Here is a 19,935-nt window from a genome sequence, read left to right as displayed (position 1 = left end):
CCCCCAAGGCAAACCCCTCCTGCACCTGCCCGCCCACTGGCCCTGGGCCCAGCACTTCACCACCCTGCACGCCGCCGCCTCATCACCACCAACAGCAGCCTGACCAGCACCAACAATCGCCCACACGGGCCCGACCGGAGACCTCGATCAGTGGAACAGGCTGGGCAGACCAGCGGATCACACACGCCCTTCACCACGCCAAAAGATCAACAAAGCGAATCAGAATCACCGCCAACGCCCTCTTCGGTGGATCGAGGCTAAGCGGCTGCGCCGCTTGCGACGGCTTCTCGCTGTGGCGCTTAAGGTGTCGCGGCTGCGGATCGCCAGGACGAAAAAGGCTCAGTCGATAAACGGCGCCTATCAGATCATCGCCGCTCCCTCTTTGACTTTCTCCCGCCGGTACCGAACGCTTGAAAAGCGCGGCGGAATTCGGAAACGGACAAGGGTTGGCCACGACATGAGCAAGATCGAAGATCCCGGCGAGGACGCCCTCTCGGTCACCCCGCCCAAGACCTGGGCGGCGGGACTGCCCGCGGTGGCGCACGCCATGGAGTACTCGCTGGGCCAGACCTCGGTCCGGCGGACCATGCTGACGCTGCTGAACCTCAACCAGGCCAAGGGAATCGACTGCCCCGGCTGCGCGTGGCCGGAACCCGGCCCGAAGCAGCGGCACCTCAACGAGTACTGCGAGAACGGCGCCAAGCACGTCAACGACGAGGCGACGTCGCGCCGGGTCACCGCCGACTTCTTCCGCCAGCACCCGGTCTCCGAGCTCGGCCGCAAGTCCGACTACTGGCTCAACCAGCAGGGCAGGCTCACCGAGCCGATGGTCAAGCGGCCCGGATCGGACCACTACGAGCCGATCACCTGGGACGACGCCCTCGGCCTGCTCGCCGGCGAGCTGCGAGCGCTGGACTCCCCGGACGAAGCGCTGTTCTACACCTCGGGCCGGCTCAACAACGAGGCCGCGTTCCTGCTGCAGCTGTTCGCGCGGGCGTTCGGCACGAACAACCTGCCCGACTGCAGCAACATGTGCCACGAGTCCAGCGGTTTCGCGTTGCAGCAGACGCTGGGCATCGGCAAGGGCAGCGTGAGCCTGGACGACATCCACGAGTCCGACCTGATCTTCGTCGTCGGCCAGAACCCCGGCACCAACCACCCGCGGATGCTGTCCGCGCTGGAAGAGACCAAGCGGCACGGCGGGCAGGTCGTCGCCGTGAACCCGTTGCCCGAGGCCGGGCTGATCCGGTTCAAGAACCCGCAGAACGCCCGCGGGATCGTCGGCCGCGGCACCGCCATCGCCGACCAGTTCCTGCAGATCCGCCCCGGCGGCGACCTCGCGCTGTTCAAGGCGCTGAACCGGCTGCTGCTGGAGGCGGAGGACGCCGCCCCGGGAACCGTGCTCGACCACGAGTTCATCCGCGCGCACACCACCGGCTTCGAGGAGTTCGCCGAGCAGGCCCGCCAGATCCCGTGGGACGAGATCCACGCCGCCACCGGGCTGACCCGCGAGGAGATCGAGCAGGTGCTCGACCGGGTGCTGGCCAGCAGGAGCGTCATCGTCTGCTGGGCGATGGGCCTGACGCAGCAGAAGCACGGCGTCCCCACCATCCGCGAGGTCGTCAACTTCTTGCTGCTGCGCGGGAACATCGGCAAGCCGGGTGCCGGGGTCTGCCCGGTGCGCGGGCACAGCAACGTGCAGGGCGACCGCACCATGGGCATCTGGGAGCAGATGCCGCAGTCCTTCCTGGACGCGCTGGAGCGGGAGTTCGGCTTCACCCCGCCCGCCGAGCACGGCTGGGACTCGGTGGATTCCATCCGGGCCATGCTCGACGGCCGGGCCAGGCTCTTCCTCGGCGTCGCCGGGAACTTCGTGCGGGCCACGCCGGACAGCGAGATCACCGAGCGGGCGATGCGCCGGTCCCGGCTGACTGCGCACATCTCGACCAAGCTGAACCGCTCCCACGCGGTGTGCGGCGAGACCGCGCTGATCCTGCCGACGCTCGGGCGCAGCGACCGGGACGTTCAGGCCGGCGGCGAGCAGTTCGTCACCGTCGAGGATTCGATGAGCGTGGTGCACGCCTCGCGCGGCCGCCTGGAGCCCGCCTCGGAGATGCTGCTCAGCGAGGTGGCGATCCTCGGCCGCCTGGCGCGGCTGACGCTGGGCGCGGATCCCGACATCCCGTGGGAGGAATTCGAGGCGGACTACAGCACGATCCGGGACCGGATCTCGCGGGTGGTGCCGGGGTTCGAGGACTTCAACGCGCGGGTGGCGAAGCCTGGCGGGTTCGCGCTGCCGAACCCGGTGAACAGCGGGGTCTTCCGCACGCCCAGCGGCAAGGCGGTCTTCACCCGCAACGAGTTCGAGATGCTGAGCGCGCCCGAAGGGCACCTGGTGCTGCAGTCGCTGCGCTCGCACGACCAGTGGAACACCATCCCGTACGCACCGAACGACCGCTACCGGGGCATCCACAACGCCCGCCGGGTCGTGCTCGTCAACCCCGCCGACCTGGACGCGCTCGGGCTCGCCGACCGTGCCGCAGTGGACCTGGTGAGCGTGTGGCACGACGGCGTCGAGCGGCGGGCGCACGACTTCCGCGTGGTCGCGTACCCGACGACGCCCGGCTCCGCCGCCGCGTACTACCCGGAGACCAACGTCCTCGTCCCGCTGGACAGCGTGGCCGACTTCAGCAACACGCCCACCTCGAAGGGAATCGTGGTCCGGCTGGAGCCCCGCGCCTGACGCCGCGCGGGTGTCGCGGCCGGCATCGTCCTCTCCGCAGGAACCACGTGGATCGTGGAGCTGTCGGCCGATCTCGGGCGCCCGAGCGTGGGCCCGCGCCGCGCGTTGAACGCGACCGGCGGCGGGCTGGCGGCGGGGGCGCTCGTGGCGGGCGTCCTCGCCCAGTGGTCGCCCTGGCCTGCGGTGTTCCCCGCGCTCGGTGCACACCGCGCTGGCCCTGCTCTGCCCCGCCGCGACGCGGCAGGTGCCGTACCCGGCCCTGCTGGCGGGAATGGCCGCCGCCGGCCTGCTGTTCCTCTCGATCACCGGCCTGGCATTCCCGAAGCCACCTCCCCCACCGGATCCCCGGTGAACTCCAGGAAAGGACGCAACGATGGGCCGAGTGACCGTGCGACGGCCGGTGCTGCGCATCCGCGACGGGCTGCGATCGCAGCGACCGGACACCCTGACGGCCGAGGAGCCGATGGAGATCCGGGTCGGCGGCCGCCCGCTCACCGTCACCATGCGCACCCCGGGGCACGACTTCGACCTCGCCGTCGGATTCCTGGTCAGCGAGGGCGTCGTCGACTCGGCCGACGACGTGGCCGCGATCCGCTACTGCGCGGGCGCCACCGCCGACGGCGGCAACACCTACAACGTCGTCGACGTCGCCCTCGCTCCCGGTGTCGCGCCGCCGGATGCGTCGCTGGAGCGGAACTTCTACACCACGTCGTCCTGCGGGCTGTGCGGCAAGGCGAGCCTGGAAGCGGTGCGCACCACGACGGCCTGGCCCCTCGGCGAGGACTCGCTGCGGATCGAGCCGTCGACGCTGGCCGTCCTCCCCGACCGGCTGCGGGAAGCCCAGCGGGTGTTCGACAGCACCGGCGGCCTGCACGCCGCCGGGCTGTTCACCGCCGACGGCCGGCTCACGTGCCTGCGCGAAGACGTCGGGCGGCACAACGCGGTGGACAAGGTCGTCGGCGACGCCCTGCGCGCGGGCCGGCTGCCGCTTCGCGACTCGGTCCTAATGGTCAGCGGCCGGGCGTCCTTCGAGCTGGTGCAGAAGGCGGTGATGGCCGGGATCCCCGCGCTGGCCGCCGTGTCCGCACCGTCCTCGCTGGCCGTGGACCTGGCCGCGGACGCCGGGCTCACCCTCATCGGCTTCCTGCGCGGCACCTCGATGAACGTCTACAGCGGCGCCGAGCGACTGCGGCCGGACCCGGCGTGAGACTCACTCCAGCGCTCCGGCCACATCCACCGACCGCGCGACCTCGATGAACGCCCGGCCCATCACCGATCCGGGCTCCCGCGCGGTCATCACCAGGCCGACCCGCGCCTCGTGGTCCGGGGCCACCAGCGGAACGGCCTTCACGCCGGCCGTGTCGCTGATGGCCCGGGCGAACGGGGCGGGCACGATGCTGGACCACCGCCCCGTCGCGACGTGCGCGCACAACCCCGCGATCGAGTCGGTTTCCAGTTGCGGGACGGGCGAAATCCCGATTTCGGCGAAGACCCCGTCCAGGGTGCGCCGGCCGCGCATCGACGGCGTCAGCAGGCACAGCGGCACCCGCCCGGCCTCCGCCCAGGTGACCGACTCGCGGGTGGCGAACTCCCCCTCGGCGGGCGTCAGCAGCACGTACCGCTCCCGGTACAGCGCAACGCTAACCATGCCGGCCGCCTCGGCGTCGGCGAGGTAACCGATCGCGACGTCGAGCTCGAAGTTCTGCAGCCGCCGGAAGATCTCGTCGGTGGGCAGATCGGCCATGACCTGCACGCGGGCGAGCGGGTGTTCCGCGCAGAACCGCGCCGTGAGCGGCGGCACCGCGGGCGCGGCCGTCGGGATGACGCCGATCGAGAGCTGACCGGTCAGCCCGGTGCGCAGGGCGCTCACCTCCAGCCGCATCGAATCCCGGTCGGCAAGGATCTTCTCGGCCCAGCGGACGATGCGTTCGCCTTCCGGCGTCAGGCCCTGGAAACGGCGCTCGCGGCGGATCAGCGGGACGTCGAGTTCCTCCTCCAGCTTCCGAATCGCCTCGGACAGCGCCGGCTGCGAAACGGAGCACGCTTGCGCGGCGCGCACGAAATGCCGTTCGCGCGACAATGCCACCAAGTACTCGAGCTGCCGGAAGAGCATTTTGTTCACCTAACGCCAGAGGGCCGCAGAACATCCTATCCCGGGATGCGAAAGCAGACTTGCGACACCGCGTGACGTCGCATGCACACGGAGTCCCGGCGCGCAAGTAGGTGCGACCTATTGCGAAATCGGAAATGTCTCTTTGACTTTCCCCGAATGCCCGGCGGAGAATTCTGCCAGTGCCGATTCGGCCGCTGCGAAGGCGGCACGGCACCGCAGAAAATCCCGACTCGTACTGCCCGACACAAGCTCGCGGCCGGCGCGGCCGCGCAGCGCGGAAGACCGGGAGGTGGGCCGTGCCGACTTGGCGGGTGCGCGATTTCCACGACGACGACCTGGACCAGGCGATCCACATCTGGGACCAGAGCAGGGAAGGCGGCGAGCCGGCGTTCTCCGCCGCCGAGGTGGTGTCGCTCGCGCGGGCCGGGCATCCGGCCCTGGTCGCGGTGGTGCAGCAAGACGTCGTCGGCATGGCGGCGGCGAAGGTCGAGGGCGACCGGGCCTGGCTGGCGCTGTTCGCCCTCGACGCCCGGTGGCGCAACCGCGGCATCGGCAGCGCGCTGCTGGCCGAGCTGGAGAAGAAGCTCCGCAGTGCGGGGGTGCACCGCATCGCCAGCCTGGTGTCGGAGGGGGCCGCGGGCTTCCGGGCGATGGTGAACTCCGGCTACCGGCCCCGCACCGACCTGACCTACTTCGAGAAGGTCCAGGAGCTCGACCCCGCCGACTTCGACGTCCTCGAACACCTCGGCGGCAGGCTCCTGCCGCCCGGCGGGTGGGACGCGCTGGCGGGCATGCGTCGGGAGAAGGACGTCATCGAACGCCGGGTCGTGCTGCCGATCTCCCACCACGAGCAGGCCGAGCGCCACGGCGTCCTGCCGCCCAAGGCGATCGTCCTGTTCGGGCCGCCGGGCACCGGCAAGACCAGCTTCGCCAAGGCGATCGCCTCCCGGCTGAACTGGCCGTTCGTGGAGCTGTTCCCGTCCCGCCTCGCCGCGTCCTCCCCGGACGGGCTGGCGGCCTCCCTGCGGGAGGTGTTCGCCGAGCTGGAGGAGCTCGACGACCTGGTGCTGTTCATCGACGAGGTCGAGGAGATCGCCGGGACCCGCTCCAGCCCGGCGGTGGGCGCAGCGCACGGGGTGACCAACGAACTGCTCAAGCTCATCCCGGGCTTCCGCGAGCACGACCACCGCCTGCTGGTGTGCGCCACCAACGCGGTGAGCTCGCTGGACCCGGCCTTCCTGCGGCCGGGCCGGTTCGACTACCTGATCCCGGTGGGGCCGCCGGATCCGCCCGCGCGCCGGGCGATCTGGTCCCGCTACCTCGGCCCGGCGCGCGACAACGTCGACCTGGACCTGCTGGTGGAGCGGACGGAGTTGTTCACCCCGGCGGACATCGAGTTCGCGGCGCGCCAGGGCGCGCAGACCGCGTTCGAGCGCGACGTGCTGCACGAGCGCGGAGACCTCGCGACGACCGACGAGTACCTGCAGGCGATCGCGGACACCCGCCCCACGCTCACCGCGGAGGCCATCACCGACTTCGAGCGCGACATCGACGCGTACACCCGGCTGTAGATGCTGTTTGCGAACCCGTTGGCGCAGTGGTGCGTCGTCGTTGGCAGGTGTGGAGTGAACGGCCCGTTCGCCCCGATAGGCGAGATGAACAGGCCGCTCGCTGCGACCACCCGGCGTCGGCGAGCATCGCCTGGCACGGAGTGAACGGCCCGTTCGCCCCGATAGGCGAGATGAACAGGCCGCTCGCTGCGACCACCCGGCGTCGGCGAGCATCGCCTGGCACGGAGTGAACGGCCCGTTCGCCCCGATAGGCGAGATGAACAGGCCGCTCGCTGCGACCACCCGGCGTCGGCGAGCATCGCCTGGCACGGAGTGAACGGCCCGTTCGCCCCGATAGGCGAGATGAACAGGCCGCTCGCTGCGACCACCCGGCGTCGGCGAGCATCGCCTGGCACGGAGTGAACGGCCCGTTCGCCCCGATAGGCGAGATGAACAGGCCGCTCGCTGCGACCACCCGGCGTCGGCGAGCATCGCCTGGCACGGAGTGAACGGCCCGTTCGCCCCGATAGGCGAGATGAACAGGCCGCTCGCTGCGACCGCCCGGCGTCGCGGGCATCGGCTGACACGGAGTGAACGGCCCGTTCGCCCCGATAGGCGAGATGAACAGGCCGTTCGCTTCACCACCTTGAAGCCACCAGCCGATCGACCGCGAGACCTCGCCACCACATCTGCTCCGAACGCGGACACGAACTGCACCTCGTCGAGTGCCAGCACACGCCACGTCGGCAACATGTCGCAGGGCAACGGTGGCGCGGAGAGTCATGTGGTCAACACCGTCCGCGTCGACCACGTAAATCGCCCAGGTACCCCGGATCCGGTGCCTCGTCGGCTCGTTCCAGCTCCCAGCGCAACCACTGACCGTCCAAAGCAGACAGTCCTCGGTTTTGGCTCAGCAAGCGGATCTCCGCTACGACCGCGAGCCGGCAACAGGCGTCGATCAGAAGGCCGGGTCGACCGGAATCCCCGTCCGCCGGAGCAACAGCCGTGGCCGGGTCCCGATCAGGCGAGCGTCGCGGATGCTCGTCACGACCTGGGATCGGGCGACGGGATCGGGGCGAGCGCACCGGTGCTCCTCCTCGCCCGGCCGTCGAGGAGGAGCACCGTCGTGCGGGTCGGGAGCCATCCCGCCCACGTGTGAATTCCCGCTTCAGAACCAGCTTTTCGACCGCAGCTCGTACCACTGGTCGCACCGCGACGCCGCGCGGCGGTACGCCCGCGCGAGCCGGTGCCGGTACCGGCCCGCGCCGACGACCAGGCCGGCCAGGACCCATGCCGCGGCCACCGCCCCCGCGACAGAAGTCAACACCGGCATTCCCTCCGCTGGCTATCTCACCGGGATCCGTCGGCCGTGACCGGCTGCTTCGGCGCATCCGCCCGCCCGTGGTCCCCGCGCAGCGCGAAGGCCGACAGGCAGCTGACGCCGACGAGCAGGAACGCGCCCGCCACGACCAACATCGGGACGAGGAGCTGGTAGGCGAACCCGAGGCCGCCGAGCACCGCGATGGCGATCGTCATGCCCACCTGCCTGCTGGTGTTCAGCAGGCCGGACGCGGCGCCGGAGATCTCCGGCGGGCACAGGTGCATCGCCTCGGCGCTGAGCAAGGACGCCAGCAGTCCCGACGGCACACCGATCAGCGCGGTCGCCGCCAGCGTCGCGCCCAGCGATCCGGTCACCGACAGCACGGCGACCGACGCACCGCCCACCCCACCGATCAGCGTGGCGGTCAGGATGATCCGGCGCCGGACCCCTGGCGTGACCCGGCTCGCCAGCAGGTTCCCGCACAACCACGCCACGCAGCACGGCAGCGCGGCGTAGCCCGCCTGCTCGGCGTTCAGCCCGTGCTCCTGCTGCAGGAAGAGGGCCAGGACCAGCAGCGAACCGTAGGACCCGATCTGGTAGAGGCCACCGGAGAGGATGACCAGCAGGTACGGGCGGTGGGTGAACAGCGCGCGCGGCACCAGCGGCGTCGTGGCCTTCGCCTGGGTCAGCGCGAGCGCGCCCAGGGCCACGGCGAAACCGACCAGCGCGGCCACCACCACGGGGTTGGCGAACGACGAGTGCGCGCCCTCGATCAACGAACCGGCGAGGAACGTCAGGGCGAGGCAGAACAGCAACTGCGGCAACACGGTGAAACGGCGCTCGGGAGCGGCCACCGGGTCGCGGAAACCGCGGATCAGCACCAGCGCGAACACGCACACCGGGATGTTGACCAGGAACAGCCACCGCCAGCCCACGAACTGGGTGATCAGGCCGCCGGCCAGCGGTGCGGTCGCGATGGCCACACCGCCGACCACGCCCCAACCGCCGATGGCGCGGGCGCGCCGGGTCAGGTCGGGAATGCCCTTGGTGAGGATGGACAGCGTCATCGGGAGCATGAAGCTCGCGCTGGCGCCCTGGAGCACGCGCGCGGCGATCAGCTGCCAACCCGACATCGGCAGCGCGCACAGCAGGGAGGCGACGGCGAACACGGCCGTCGACACCCGGTACACGCGGGCGACGCCGAAGCGGTCACCGGCGACGCCCGCCGTCAGCAGGAAGACGCACAGCGGAATCGTGTAGGCGTCGAGGAACCACTGCTGTTCGGCCGGCGACGCCTGCAGGGACGCGGTGATGCTGGGCAACGCCACGTTCACCGAGGACGCGTCGAAGGCGACGAGGAAGTTCCCGATGCTGACGGCCACCACACCGGCGGCCGTCAGCCGGGACGCATAACTGCTTTCGTTCATCAGGAGAGTTCAATCCGTTCCGGCCGCGCCATTTCAGACGCCGACCACGGTGGCGCGGTCGGCGCGCTCGCGGATGACCTCCAGCGCGGTGGTCTGAACGTCGTTCAGCCGCACCATGTCCGCGTAGAACGCCTTGATCTGCGCCGCGAGCCGGTCGTACTCGACGCGCTTCTGCTGGTACAGCTCGTCCATCTGCTCGGCGAGGCGGACGTAGATCTGCTGGATCAGCTCGTCGTCCTTGAGCATGACCGGATCCGCGCCGGCCTCGGCGAGGATCTGCTTGATGTAGACCGGGAACAGGCCGATCCGGTTGAGGAAGTAGTCCACCGGCCGGGACACGCCGAGGTAGTCCGGCACGTTCACGATGCCCGCGTTCTCGTTCTCCACCAGGAAACCGCTCACCGCCCGGTACGGGTCCGGGGCGGCCAGGAAGACCTCCTCGGAGAGCCGCGCGGCGGCGGAGAGCTTCTCGATGTCCAGCGCCGCGGCCTCGACGGTGATGTTGCGCTCGGCGAAGACGGCGGCGATCGACTCCAGCTCGGCGAGCCCGGCCCGGTTGCCGACGCCGGCGACGCCGCCCTCGATCATCTGGAATCCGTGGAAGACCGACACCAGCGAGTTAGCCGTGCCGATGCCGCGGTCGTTGTGCCCGTGCAGGTAGAAGGTGAAGTCCGCGTTGTCGTGCACCAGGTTGGCCGCCAGGATCGCGGTCGCGTCCGGGAGCAGGGTGCCGACGGAGTCGTTGATCCGGACCAGCGAGATCCCCTGCTGCCGGCAGCGCTCGATCTGGTCGTTGAGGTGGGCGTACTTGTCCTCGTCGACGGTGCCGGAGAAAGCGTTGAGCAGGCTGGATCGCAGCCGCCCCACGCCGATGGAGCGCAGCCGCTCGGCGACCCGTTCGAACAGCTTGTTCTCGCTGTCGATCTCGATCATGCCGATGCTGACGTACATCTCCTTGAGGTACTCGCGCGGAATGTTGCGCTCCAGCTGTTCGCACAGCGGTTCCCACGTCTTCAAAGTCAGGTTGAACGAGAATTCCGTCCGCTCCGGAATCCTGCCCATCAAGTACTTCGCGTCCAGCACGTTGCGCACGAACGCCGCCTCGGTGATCCCCGAGCCGACGTCGATGTCGGTGACACCGGCACCGGTGACCGCCTCGATCAACCGCAGCTTGCGCGAATCGTCGGCGCCGAATGGAGCACGCTCGCCACCTTCGCGAAGTGTTTCATCCGAGATCGCTCGAATTGAAAAGTCGTTGTAACGCGGCTGATGTCCCTCCGGAAACGACAGCATGAAGCCGATCCCTTTCAGGTGGTTGGAGTAGGCGGTCACCGTTGACCGCAGGCGACATTACATCGCGCCCGTTCGGACCTCTAATTAAACTTTCTAATGGTCTGATCAGAACCGATTGTCCCGCGCCTGCCGCGCGAGGGCGGCGGACAGCTCCACCGGCTCCGCGAGCCCGTGCCGGCCCGCCTCGGCGGCGACGAATTCGACGAACCTGCTGACCAGCGGGCTGTTGTCGCTGTTCAACCAGGCCAGGGAAATCTCGCCGGTCGGGCGCCGGCCGGCGAAGGGCCTGCAGACGGCGCCGCCGGCCGCGGCGCTTTCGGCCAGCGAGCGGTCCAGCACGGCTACTCCCGAACCCGAGCAGACCGCGTCGATCACGTTGGCGTAATCGGGTTCGACCGAAGTGATCTCGGGCACATCGTGCCCCCAGACCTGTTCGACGACGCGGTCGTAGAACTCCGGGCCGCTCTCCCGCTGCCACATCACGACCGGCTGCGCCCGGAACTCCTCCCGCGTCACGCGGTCGCGGGCGGCCAGCGGCGAACCGGCGGGGAGGACGGCCACGAGCTCCTCCTCCCCGATGACCCGGCAGTCGATGTCCGGAAGACCGGGAGGCGTGCGCACGAAGGCCACGTCGGCCTTGCGCGAGCGGAGCTCGGCGACGTTGTGCGACGCCCACCCCGCGATCGTCACCACGTCGACCTCGGGGTGTTCGCCGCGGAACTCCTCGACGAGCCGCCGCTGTCCCAAGTGGACACCGGACCTGCTGTACAGCACGCGGATCCGGCCGGAGCTCCCGCCCGCCACCTCCCGGATCGTCCGGGCTATCCGCTCGGACCGCCGGAGGATGCAGGTCGCCTCGCCCAGCAGGATCTTCCCGGAGTCGGTGAGGCGAACTCCCCGCCTGCTCCGGACGAACAGCTCCGCGCCGAGGAGGCGCTCCATGGAGCGGATGCCCTGGGAAAGCGCCGACTGCGTGACGAACAGCCGCTCGGCGGCCCGGCCGAAATGCAGCTCGTCGGCCAGCGCGATGAAGTAGACCAGGTTCCGGGAAATCAGCGGGTTGGTTAACCTCTGCGTCTCATCCCACAACTCGGACATGCTTCGGCACCCTTCCCAGAGCTGGCCGTGAAATAAACCCCAGCGGAGAAGATTACCGCACCGGTCCGATGCTCCGGGTATTGCAGCCGAAAGGCGACGGCGGCCGTCCCACATCCGCCGAATAGAGCATCCGGGACGACTGGACGGCCGCCGTGAACCCGGCGATCAACGCAGTTCCGCGCCGTTAGCCGATTTAGCCGGATAGTGCGCGGATTCACACTTTCAAGCAATGGAAAACGTCCGGTCCCCGATGATCTTCCGACCCGTTACGACATTCAGGTAGAAAATCGGATCATTTCGATGAAAACGCTTGAGCCCGGCATCGGATCGCGCTCGCCGATCTGTGCCTCTGCCGCCCGGGCGGCGTTGCGCGGGTGTTTCAGCTGTCCCGCGACGTTGCTGCGGGACGCATCCGGAAGGCGACGATCAACGCGAGGACGACGACCACGGCCATCGCCAGGAACGCATCGGAGTAGGCGGCCCCGGCCTGGCCGCCGTAGAAGGGGTTGATGGCGTTGCTGCCGCTTTGCAGCCTCGCGGCGACCAGCACGCCGAACAGGGCCGGGCCGGTGCCGGCGCCGAGGAACTGCGCGCCCTGGAGGATTCCGAGGCCGACGCCCACCTGATCGCCCGGCAGCGCGCTCGCCGCGGCGCTGATGATCGGCGTGATCACGAAGATGAAGCCGACGCTGAGCCCGAGGATGCCGATCCCGGCGGGGATCACCGACGCGCCTCCCGTGGCGGTCGAGAGGAACAGGGCGAACACCCCGATCGTCGCGAGCCCGGCCAGCACCAGGGGCCGGGTGCCGATGCGGTCGGCGAGACGGCCGATCAGCGGCGAGAGGACGGCGACGGCGACCCCGGCCGGGATCATGACCAGGGCGCCCGCGCCCGGGGCGAGGCCGTTGACGTCGACCACCAGCAGCGGGACGAAGACCAGGCCGCCGAGGTTGACCGCCATGGCCAGGAACGCGACGACGACCGCGGCCCGGTAGACCCGGTTGGCGAACAGCGCGGGCGGGACGAAGGGCTGCGCGACGCGAGCGGTGCGCCACCCGAACAACGCGATCGCCACGACCGCGACCAGGAGGCTGCCCCAGGAAGACGGCGCGCCGAAGCCGGCCACCTGCGCCTGGGTGATGCCGAACAGGACCAGCCCGGCGCCGATTCCCAGCAGGACGCCGCCGAGGAGGTCGAAGCGACTCGCCCCCGTAGGAGCCTCGCCCGGGAGCACGCGCAGCGCCGGGGGAAGCAGCACCAGCGCGACCACGAGCACGAGCCAGAACAGCGCGGGCCAGCCGAGGAACTGGCCGAGCCCGCCGCCGATCGCCGGCCCGGCGGCGGTGCCGATGCCCGCGGCAGCGGAGACCACGCCGATCCCCATCCCCCGCTCGTCCTCCGGCATCAGCCTGGTGACGGAGATGATCGCCAGCACGGGTATCGCGGCCGCCCCGACGCCCATCACCATTCGCCCGAGCACGAGCACGAGGAGTTCCGGGGCGAGCGCGCAGACCAGGCTCCCGACCGCGTAGGTCACCAGGGCGAAGGCGAAGAGGCTCCGCAGGCCCAGCCGGTCGGAGAGGCGGCCGTAGAGCGGGATGCCGACCGAGAACATCAGCAGGAATCCCGTGACGACCCAGGCCAGTTCCGCTTCGGACGCCCCGAACTCCGCGCCGATCGACGGGAGCATGAGGTTGACCATGTCGCTTGCGGTGACCGTGACGAGGATCGCCGGCATGAGCACTGCCAGCAGGGCCCGTCCGGTGCCGGTTCGTCCCGGCCCGATCGACGTGGATGTCATTCGACGCACTCCTCCGTGAAAATTACCGCAACCACAACGGTTGCAGTTTGGGTAAAAAGAACGGCGGAGGAACTCTCCTCCACCGTTTCCCGGTCAGCTGTTCCGCAGTGCGACTTCGCGCTCGCAGGCCAGCACCTTCCGGGCCAGGTCGGCGATGGTGGTCCGGCCGAGCCGTTCCTCCATCGCCCGCTCCGCGTCCCGGAACTCCGCCTCCAGCAGGGCCTTCATGTTGCGCCCCACCTCGCACTCCGCGCTGGGCGGATGGGGGTGCCGCGACAGGACCGGCCCCGCCTCGACGGCGATGTACGCGTCGTAGAGCGTGATCTCGCGCGCGGCGCGAGCCAGGGACCACCCGCCGCCGCGACCCTCGGTGGACAGCACCAGGTCGGCATCCCGGAGGCTGCCGAGGATGCGCCGCACGAGAACCGGGTTGCTCGCCAGGCTCTCCGCGATTTCCGCCGAAGTCAGCGATCGGTCGTCCCAGCGCGCCAACATCGTGAGCGCGTGGATCGCGACCGCGCTCCTGCTGCTGAGACCCACCACGACTCCTTCGCGACACCTGCAGAACTGCAACAAAGCTAGTTGCAGTTCGATCACCTGTCAATTCCGGCCCCCACCACGGCAAGGAGTTCACGCCGCCGAGCACAACGACTTCCGACCGACAACGCTCGTCCACAATGGAATACGACCTGATCCTGCCCGGATCGGATGACCCGGGCCGGATCCGCCTGCCGGTCAGCTCGACAGGCCGGCGAACATGCCGGGGTCGTAGGAGCCTCCCCGCATGCGCGTGATCACGCCGAGCCGGTTGGCGGCGTTGATCATGGCGACCAAGGAGACCAGCGCGGCGACCTGGTCCTCGTCGTAGTGCTCGCACACCTGGGCCCAGGTCTCGTCCGACACCCCGCCGTGGGCGTCGGCCAGCCGGGTGCCCTCTTCGGCGAGCGCCAGCGCGGCCCGCTCGGCCTCGGTGAACACGGTGGACTCGCGCCAGGCGGCGACCAGGTTGAGCCGGACCGGGGTCTCACCGGCGGCCGCGGCCTCCTTGGTGTGGACGTCGACGCACCAGCCGCAGCCGTTGATCTGGCTGGCGCGCAGTTCCACCAACTCCTGGAGGGCCTTGGGCAGCGACGACTCCCGGATCGCCAGGCCGACGTTGTAGATCCGCTTGCTGATCTTGGCGCCGATCTCGTTGGTCATCAGGTTGATGCGGGGTTCCATGGCTTCGTCCTCGCTCGTGCAGTGGCATGCCGCGCGGATCGTTCGCGCGGCGTCTTGACGACCATGGAGATGCCGGCGACCCGCTCCTTGTGACAACGCGGCAGTGTGATGCACGACACCGATCACGGATGTCACAAAGCGGCCGGGGTCGGCGCCTTTTGCGTGTGACAGGGTCGAGGACGAGCAGACAGGAGCCGGCGATGAACGAGCGCAGCGAGCCGACCACGGACACGGCCGGGCCGCTCGCGCGCGGCGACCGCATGAGCGCCGCCACCGAGGGTTTCGTCGCCCACCGCAACCTGCTGTTCACCGTCGCCTACGAGCTGCTCGGCTCGGCCGCCGACGCGGAGGACGTCCTGCAGGAGACCTGGTTGCGGTGGGTGGACGTCGATCTCGACGTGGTGCGGGACCAGCGCGCCTTCCTGGTCCGGATCGCCACGCGCCAGGCGCTGAGCCGACTGCGCTCGCTCGGCCGCCGCAAGGAGTCCTACGTCGGCCCCTGGCTGCCCGAGCCGCTGCTGACCACGCCCGACGTGGCCGAGGACGTCGAGCTGGCCGACAGCGTCTCGATGGCGATGCTGCTGGTCCTGGAGACGCTCGCGCCGACCGAGCGGGCGGTGTTCGTGCTGCGCGAGGTGTTCGACCTGGCCTACGACGAGATCGCGGAGGCCGTCGACAAGAGCCCGGCCGCGGTCCGCCAGATCGCGCACCGGGCACGGGCTCACGTCGCCGCGCGCCGCCCGCGCGGGGCCGTTTCCCCGGCACAGGCTCAGAACGCGCTCACGGCGTTCCAGCGGGCGGTCGAGACGGGCGATCTGCAACGCCTGCTCGACATCCTCGCGCCGGACGTCGTGCTGCTGACCGACGGCGGCGGGGTCGTGCAGGCCGCGCTGGCCCCCTTCGTGGGGGCCGAAGCCGTGGCCCAGGTGCTGGGCAAGATCGCCGCGGCGTCGCTGCGTCCGGCACAGGTCAACGGCCACCCGGCGCTGCTCCTGCGGCACGAGGGCGAACTCGACACGGTTCTGGCGGTGCGCGTCGAGGACGGCCTCATCGCCGGGCTCTACGCCGTGCGCAATCCCGAAAAGCTGTCGCACATGGCACGGGAAACCGCCTTGCGCCGCTGAATCCGGCGGCGGATCAACGGGCTTCGTCGCCCTCCGGGAAGAGGATCGGCGACCACGGCGCCATCGGTGGGGCAGCCGATCGACCGCACTTTGTTCGCCGGCAAGGCCTTTCGGGAAGCGCGCCGGATGCCCGCGAGAGCGGCGGAAGTGTCCTCAATGTACCGGATGGCGCGAACGCCGCACCCCTTGCCTGGAACTGGCGGACGCCCCGCTCCTGATGGGAACGGGGCGTCACGAGGATCAGCGGGCGGTCAGATGAGGCCGATCCGCACGCCGTAGGCCACCAGCTGCGGCCGGTTGCGCAGGTTCAGCCGGCTCGTCATCGCGTAGATGACGTTCTTCACCGTGCGCTCCGAATAGCAGAGCTCCTTGCCGATCTCCTCGGTGTCCCAGCCTTCCGAGAGCAGCCGCAGCACGTCGATCTCCCGTGACGTGAAACCGGCGGAGTTCACGCCGCGCGGCTCCAGGACCTCGCGGTTGAGGTTCTCCACCTGCGCTCCGCGAAGCCGGTTCGCCGGGATGCCATTCTGCAGACCCTGCGCGAGAACACCCGCGCGGTCCGGTTCTTCGAACGCATGGGCTTCGCCAAGCACGGCCCGACGCCGCTGGTTCCCGGCATCAGGCAGGACGGCAAGCGGCTGCACCAGCAGACGATGGTCTGGAACCCGTGACGCCGCGGGCGGGAGCTTCTCAGCGCCGCGAGGTGCGGAGGTGGATGCGCTCGCCCTGCTTCCCGAAGAGGCTGAGCACCTCGACGTCGCCGCGTCCGGCGGCGCCGAACCAGTGCGGGATCCGGCAGTCGAACTCGGCCGCTTCGCCGGCCCCCATGACGAAATCGTGGTCCCCCAGCTTCACGCGCAGTCGCCCGCGCAGCACGTAAAGCCACTCGAAGCCCTGGTGGGTCCGCAGGTGGGGCTCTTCGTCGTGCGCGGGGATCGTCATCTTGTACGCGCGCGGTTCCCCCTGGTGCCGCGACAACGGGATCAGCACCCGGCCGCCCGTCTTCGCGGGCTGCTGCGGCACGCGCGGATCGAGTATCCGGGGCGCGGAGACGATCTCGTCGAGGGGGACGCCGAGAGCCGCCGTGATCGGCAGGAGGAGTTCGAGGCTCGGCTTGCGCTGCGCCGATTCCAGGCGCGAGAGGGTGCTGGTCGAGATGCCGGTGGCTCGCGCGAGATCGGCCAGGCTGACGCCCTTCTTCTCGCGGACGCGCCTCAGCCGCGGCGCGATCTGCTCGATCACGGCGCCGACGCTCGGGTTTCCGTCCATGCGGGCAGTCGAACAGATCCGTCCCGGAATCGGCAACGTTGTTTGCTGAAACCGCGAAGACCGCCCGATCCTCCCGGTGGAGGTGGTCCGAGTGGACACGACTGTGGATTCGACGAGGAAGACGTCGCGGAGCGGAAGCTCCGAAAGGTTGCCCGCCGGTGTGTACCTGCTGGGCTTCAGCCTGTTCGCGATGGGAAGCGCGGAGTTCCTGCTGGCCGGAGTGCTACCGGCGGTCGCCGCCGATCTGGACGTCACGCTCTCCTCCGCCGGGCTCCTGATCACCGCGTTCGCGCTGGGCGTCGTGATCGGCGGGCCGCCGTTCGCCGTGCTCAGCCTGCGCTGGCCGCGTCGCACCGCGCTGGTGGTCACCCAGGGCGTCTTCGCGGCCGGCATCGTGGCCGGGCTGCTCGGCGACTACGAGATCTTGCTGGTCACCAGGGCGATCTCGGGCATCGCCTACGCGGGGTTCTTCGCCGTCGCGTCGGTGACCGCGATCGGCCTGGTGACACCGGACCGCAACGCGCGCGCCTCCGGAGTCGTGGTCAGCGGTCTCAGCGTGGCGATGGTCGCCGGCGGCCCCGCGGGCACGCTGCTGAGCCACTTCACCGAATGGCGCGGCGGTTTCTGGGCAGTGGTGGTCCTCACCGCCGCCGGGATGGTCGGCTGCCTGCTCGGGCTCCCTGCCTCCTCTGGTGCCGAGCGGACCGCCGCGCCGAGCGTGTCGCGGGAGCTCGCCACGATGCGCAAGCCGGTGCTCTGGGGCATCTACGCGATCACGATCCTGACCACCGCGGCGTACATGATCACGTTCAACTACCTGGCCGCCATGCTCGCCGGGATCACCGGCGTTCCCGAGGCGTGGATCCCGGGCGTCCTCGCGCTGTTCGGGATCGGCGCCTTCGCCGGGCTGTCCGTCGGCGGCCGCGTCTCCGATCGGCGCCCCCACATCGCGCTGCTCACCGGCGCATCGGCGATCGTGATCCTGTCCGTCGCAATGGTTTTCGCGATCCAGCAGGTCTGGGCGGTGGTACCGGCGGTGTTCCTGCTGGGCGTCGCCGCGTTCGTGCTGAACCCGGCCCTCTACGGACGCGTCTTCGCGATCGCGGCCGATACGCCGACGCTCGCCGGTGCCACCACCGTATCGGCGTTCCAGCTGGGCATCAGCATCACGCCGGTCCTGGCGGCCGGCTCGCTCGCGCAAGGGGCCGCTCTCACCTCGGTGTGCTTGATCGGCGCGGCCCTCGCCCTGGCCGCCATCCCGCTCGTCCTCCTCGACCGGGCGCGGAAAACCCGCTGAACGCAGCGCATGGCGGCCGGCACGACGTCAGCCGCCATGCCTGCACCAGCTGGACCTAGGGGTCGTGCCGGAATGGTGCGCGGGCACGTGTGGGACGTGGCGGCCCGGGGTGCAGGACGGCGGTTTCGCGCGAAACCGCCGTTCCGCGTGGGGAGCGGTGCCGGTTTCGCGCGAAAGCGCCACCGGTGTCAGGCACCGGACGGCTTCGGGACGAGCCAGGCGGAGCCATTCTGAAACGACCGTTCAGGCCGCGCGGGCGAGCACCTGGCCGATCGTGCGCGCCCCGTCGGGGAAGGCGCCGGGGTTCGGCCGCGCGTAGTTGAGGCGGATGTACTGCCCCGTCGGTTCCGCCGGGAACCACTCGCTGCCCGCGCCGATGATGACGCCCGCCGACTTGCATTCCTGGATGACCCGGCCGAGATCGATGGCGTCCGGCAGCCGCACCCACAGGTTCAGCCCGCCCTGCGGCACGGCTTCCAGCTGCACGCCGGGCGCGTGCTCGCGGAGGCTTTCGACGAGCAGGTCCCGGCGGGTTCTCAGCTCGTGGCGGAGCCGGCGCAGGTGGGTCCGCCAGGCGGGTTGCGTGACGACGTCGAGCGCGACCGCCTGCAGAACACCGCTGACGTAAATGGATTCCGCCTGCGCATCCGCGAGGATCCGCTTGCGCGCCGGGCCGCGCGCGATCAGCCCGGCGACGCGGACCGCCGGGGAGACGCTCTTGCTCAGCGAGCGGATGTAGACGACGTGCCCTCCGTCGTCCTGCGCGGCGACCGGGCGCGGGTCGGCCGTCATGCCGAAGTCGTGCGCAGCGTCGTCCTCGATGAGGAACGCGCCGTGCCGCCGCACCGTGTCCAGGACCCGACCTGCCAGCTCCGGCGACCACAGCGCCCCGGTCGGGCTGGCGAAGCTGGGCTGGGCGTAGAAGGCACGGGCCCCGGACTGCTCGAACGCGCGCGACAGCACATCGGGATCGGGACCGCCGAAACCGCTGGGCACCGGGATGACCTGCACGCCGACCTGGGCGGCGGCCAGGATCGCGCCCCAGTAGGTCGGCGACTCCATGAGCAGCGGCCGCCCGATCCCGACGAGAGCGCGGAACGCGGTGCTCAGCCCGCCCTGGCTGCCCGGGATGACCACGACGTCGCTCGGCGCGACCGGAGTCGTTCCGGCCGGGGTCGCCGACTCCAGCTCGGCCGCGAACCACGACTGCAGTTCCGGCAGGCCCGCCGTCGGCGGCCTGTCGACCAGCGCGTCGGTGCGGGCCACGCGGGTGAACGCAGCGCGGACCAGGCGCTCCGGCAGCAGTGCGCGCTCGGGATAGCCCGAATGCAGCGCGATCACGTCGTTCGAGGCGGACTGCAAAGCCGTTGGCAGCTCCGGGATCCGGTGGTTCGGTGCCCCGAGCGCCGCGGTCTGCCACCCGAAGTCGTTCGGGCGGGCGACGCGGGCGGCGCGGACGAACGTGCCGACGCCCGGCCGGCTCTCCACCACGCCCTGCGCGGCCAGGCCGCGCAGCGCCTTCTGCACGGTGACCGGGCTCGCTCCGTGCTGGGCGACCAGGGAACGCGTCGACGGCAGCTTCGCCCCCGGCGGAGCCGCGGCGATCCACTGCCTCAGGGCCGCAGCGATCCTCGCCGGACTGCTATCGTCGGACATGAGTAATAACGATAGCGCTACT

General features: G+C 70.2%; 17 protein-coding genes. 6 read left to right on the top strand and 11 right to left on the bottom strand.

The annotated features are described in order from the left end of the window. Positions 1–457: 457 nt before the first annotated feature. The 3 genes from E1288_RS16630 (at position 458) to fdhD (ending at position 3,950) form a co-directional block, all read left to right on the top strand. Positions 458–2,743 carry an FdhF/YdeP family oxidoreductase gene (locus E1288_RS16630; protein WP_132486027.1) on the top strand — a complete coding sequence of 762 codons (2,286 nt, stop codon included), beginning with the start codon at positions 458–460 and terminating at the stop codon, positions 2,741–2,743. 199 nt (positions 2,744–2,942) lie between these two features. After that, the gene (locus E1288_RS46975) at positions 2,943–3,095 is read left to right on the top strand and encodes a hypothetical protein (protein WP_165968142.1); all 153 of its coding nucleotides are present in this window, start codon (positions 2,943–2,945) and stop codon (positions 3,093–3,095) included. Between the two features lie 21 nt (positions 3,096–3,116). After that, positions 3,117–3,950 carry a formate dehydrogenase accessory sulfurtransferase FdhD gene (gene fdhD / locus E1288_RS16625; protein ID WP_132486025.1) on the top strand — a complete coding sequence of 278 codons (834 nt, stop codon included), beginning with the start codon at positions 3,117–3,119 and terminating at the stop codon, positions 3,948–3,950. Positions 3,951–3,953: 3 nt separating this feature from the next. On the opposite strand, the gene E1288_RS16620 is transcribed toward fdhD, so the two are convergent. Further along, a complete protein-coding gene (locus E1288_RS16620; RefSeq protein WP_132486023.1) occupies positions 3,954–4,856 on the bottom strand; it encodes a LysR family transcriptional regulator in 903 nt (300 codons plus the stop codon). A 296-nt stretch (positions 4,857–5,152) separates the two neighbouring features. Between E1288_RS16620 and E1288_RS16615 the strand changes: the two genes are divergently transcribed. After that, a complete protein-coding gene (locus E1288_RS16615) occupies positions 5,153–6,427 on the top strand; it encodes an ATP-binding protein (protein WP_132486021.1) in 1,275 nt (424 codons plus the stop codon). 1,147 nt (positions 6,428–7,574) lie between these two features. On the opposite strand, the gene E1288_RS46970 is transcribed toward E1288_RS16615, so the two are convergent. The 7 genes from E1288_RS46970 to E1288_RS16585 all read right to left on the bottom strand — a co-directional run bounded on the left by E1288_RS46970 (position 7,575) and on the right by E1288_RS16585 (position 14,567). Continuing rightward, positions 7,575–7,733: a hypothetical protein gene (locus E1288_RS46970; RefSeq protein WP_165968141.1), complete on the bottom strand. Its 159-nt coding sequence runs from the start codon at positions 7,731–7,733 to the stop codon at positions 7,575–7,577. A 23-nt stretch (positions 7,734–7,756) separates the two neighbouring features. Then, positions 7,757–9,154, bottom strand: a complete 1,398-nt coding sequence (locus E1288_RS16610; RefSeq protein ID WP_132486019.1) for an MFS transporter — start codon at positions 9,152–9,154, stop codon at positions 7,757–7,759. 33 nt (positions 9,155–9,187) lie between these two features. Further along, positions 9,188–10,447, bottom strand: coding sequence for a beta/alpha barrel domain-containing protein (locus tag E1288_RS16605; RefSeq protein WP_132486017.1), 1,260 nt, complete (start codon positions 10,445–10,447; stop codon positions 9,188–9,190). 105 nt (positions 10,448–10,552) lie between these two features. Continuing rightward, positions 10,553–11,545, bottom strand: a complete 993-nt coding sequence (locus E1288_RS16600) for a LysR family transcriptional regulator (protein ID WP_165968140.1) — start codon at positions 11,543–11,545, stop codon at positions 10,553–10,555. Between the two features lie 379 nt (positions 11,546–11,924). Then, positions 11,925–13,346: an MFS transporter gene (locus E1288_RS16595; protein ID WP_132486013.1), complete on the bottom strand. Its 1,422-nt coding sequence runs from the start codon at positions 13,344–13,346 to the stop codon at positions 11,925–11,927. Between the two features lie 93 nt (positions 13,347–13,439). Further along, a complete protein-coding gene (locus tag E1288_RS16590) occupies positions 13,440–13,886 on the bottom strand; it encodes an RrF2 family transcriptional regulator (RefSeq protein WP_235883596.1) in 447 nt (148 codons plus the stop codon). A 195-nt stretch (positions 13,887–14,081) separates the two neighbouring features. Further along, on the bottom strand, positions 14,082–14,567 hold the full coding sequence (locus E1288_RS16585; RefSeq protein WP_132486009.1) for a carboxymuconolactone decarboxylase family protein: 486 nt from the start codon (positions 14,565–14,567) through the stop codon (positions 14,082–14,084). Positions 14,568–14,827: 260 nt separating this feature from the next. Here E1288_RS16585 and E1288_RS16580 point away from each other — a divergent pair, with 260 nt between their 5' ends. Further along, a complete protein-coding gene (locus tag E1288_RS16580; RefSeq protein ID WP_235883598.1) occupies positions 14,828–15,691 on the top strand; it encodes an RNA polymerase sigma-70 factor in 864 nt (287 codons plus the stop codon). 251 nt (positions 15,692–15,942) lie between these two features. On the opposite strand, the gene E1288_RS48785 is transcribed toward E1288_RS16580, so the two are convergent. After that, complete coding sequence (locus tag E1288_RS48785) at positions 15,943–16,182, bottom strand: response regulator transcription factor (protein WP_408013465.1); 240 nt, start codon at positions 16,180–16,182, stop codon at positions 15,943–15,945. A gap of 199 nt (positions 16,183–16,381) precedes the next feature. Further along, positions 16,382–16,960, bottom strand: coding sequence for a helix-turn-helix domain-containing protein (locus E1288_RS16565; protein WP_132486003.1), 579 nt, complete (start codon positions 16,958–16,960; stop codon positions 16,382–16,384). Positions 16,961–17,108: 148 nt separating this feature from the next. On the opposite strand from E1288_RS16565, the gene E1288_RS16560 reads away from it, so the two are divergent. Continuing rightward, positions 17,109–18,257: an MFS transporter gene (locus E1288_RS16560; RefSeq protein ID WP_268951837.1), complete on the top strand. Its 1,149-nt coding sequence runs from the start codon at positions 17,109–17,111 to the stop codon at positions 18,255–18,257. A 243-nt stretch (positions 18,258–18,500) separates the two neighbouring features. Here the strand turns inward: E1288_RS16560 and E1288_RS16555 are convergent, their stop codons facing one another. Continuing rightward, positions 18,501–19,913, bottom strand: coding sequence for an aminotransferase-like domain-containing protein (locus E1288_RS16555; protein WP_132486001.1), 1,413 nt, complete (start codon positions 19,911–19,913; stop codon positions 18,501–18,503). Positions 19,914–19,935 lie beyond the last annotated feature (22 nt).

Origin of the sequence: Saccharopolyspora elongata, from assembly GCF_004348985.1 — a bacterium.
GTDB classification, from domain to species: domain Bacteria; phylum Actinomycetota; class Actinomycetes; order Mycobacteriales; family Pseudonocardiaceae; genus Saccharopolyspora; species Saccharopolyspora elongata.
The sequence above is the reverse complement of the archived record's forward strand: the minus strand, read 5'-3'. Positions and strand labels throughout refer to the sequence as shown.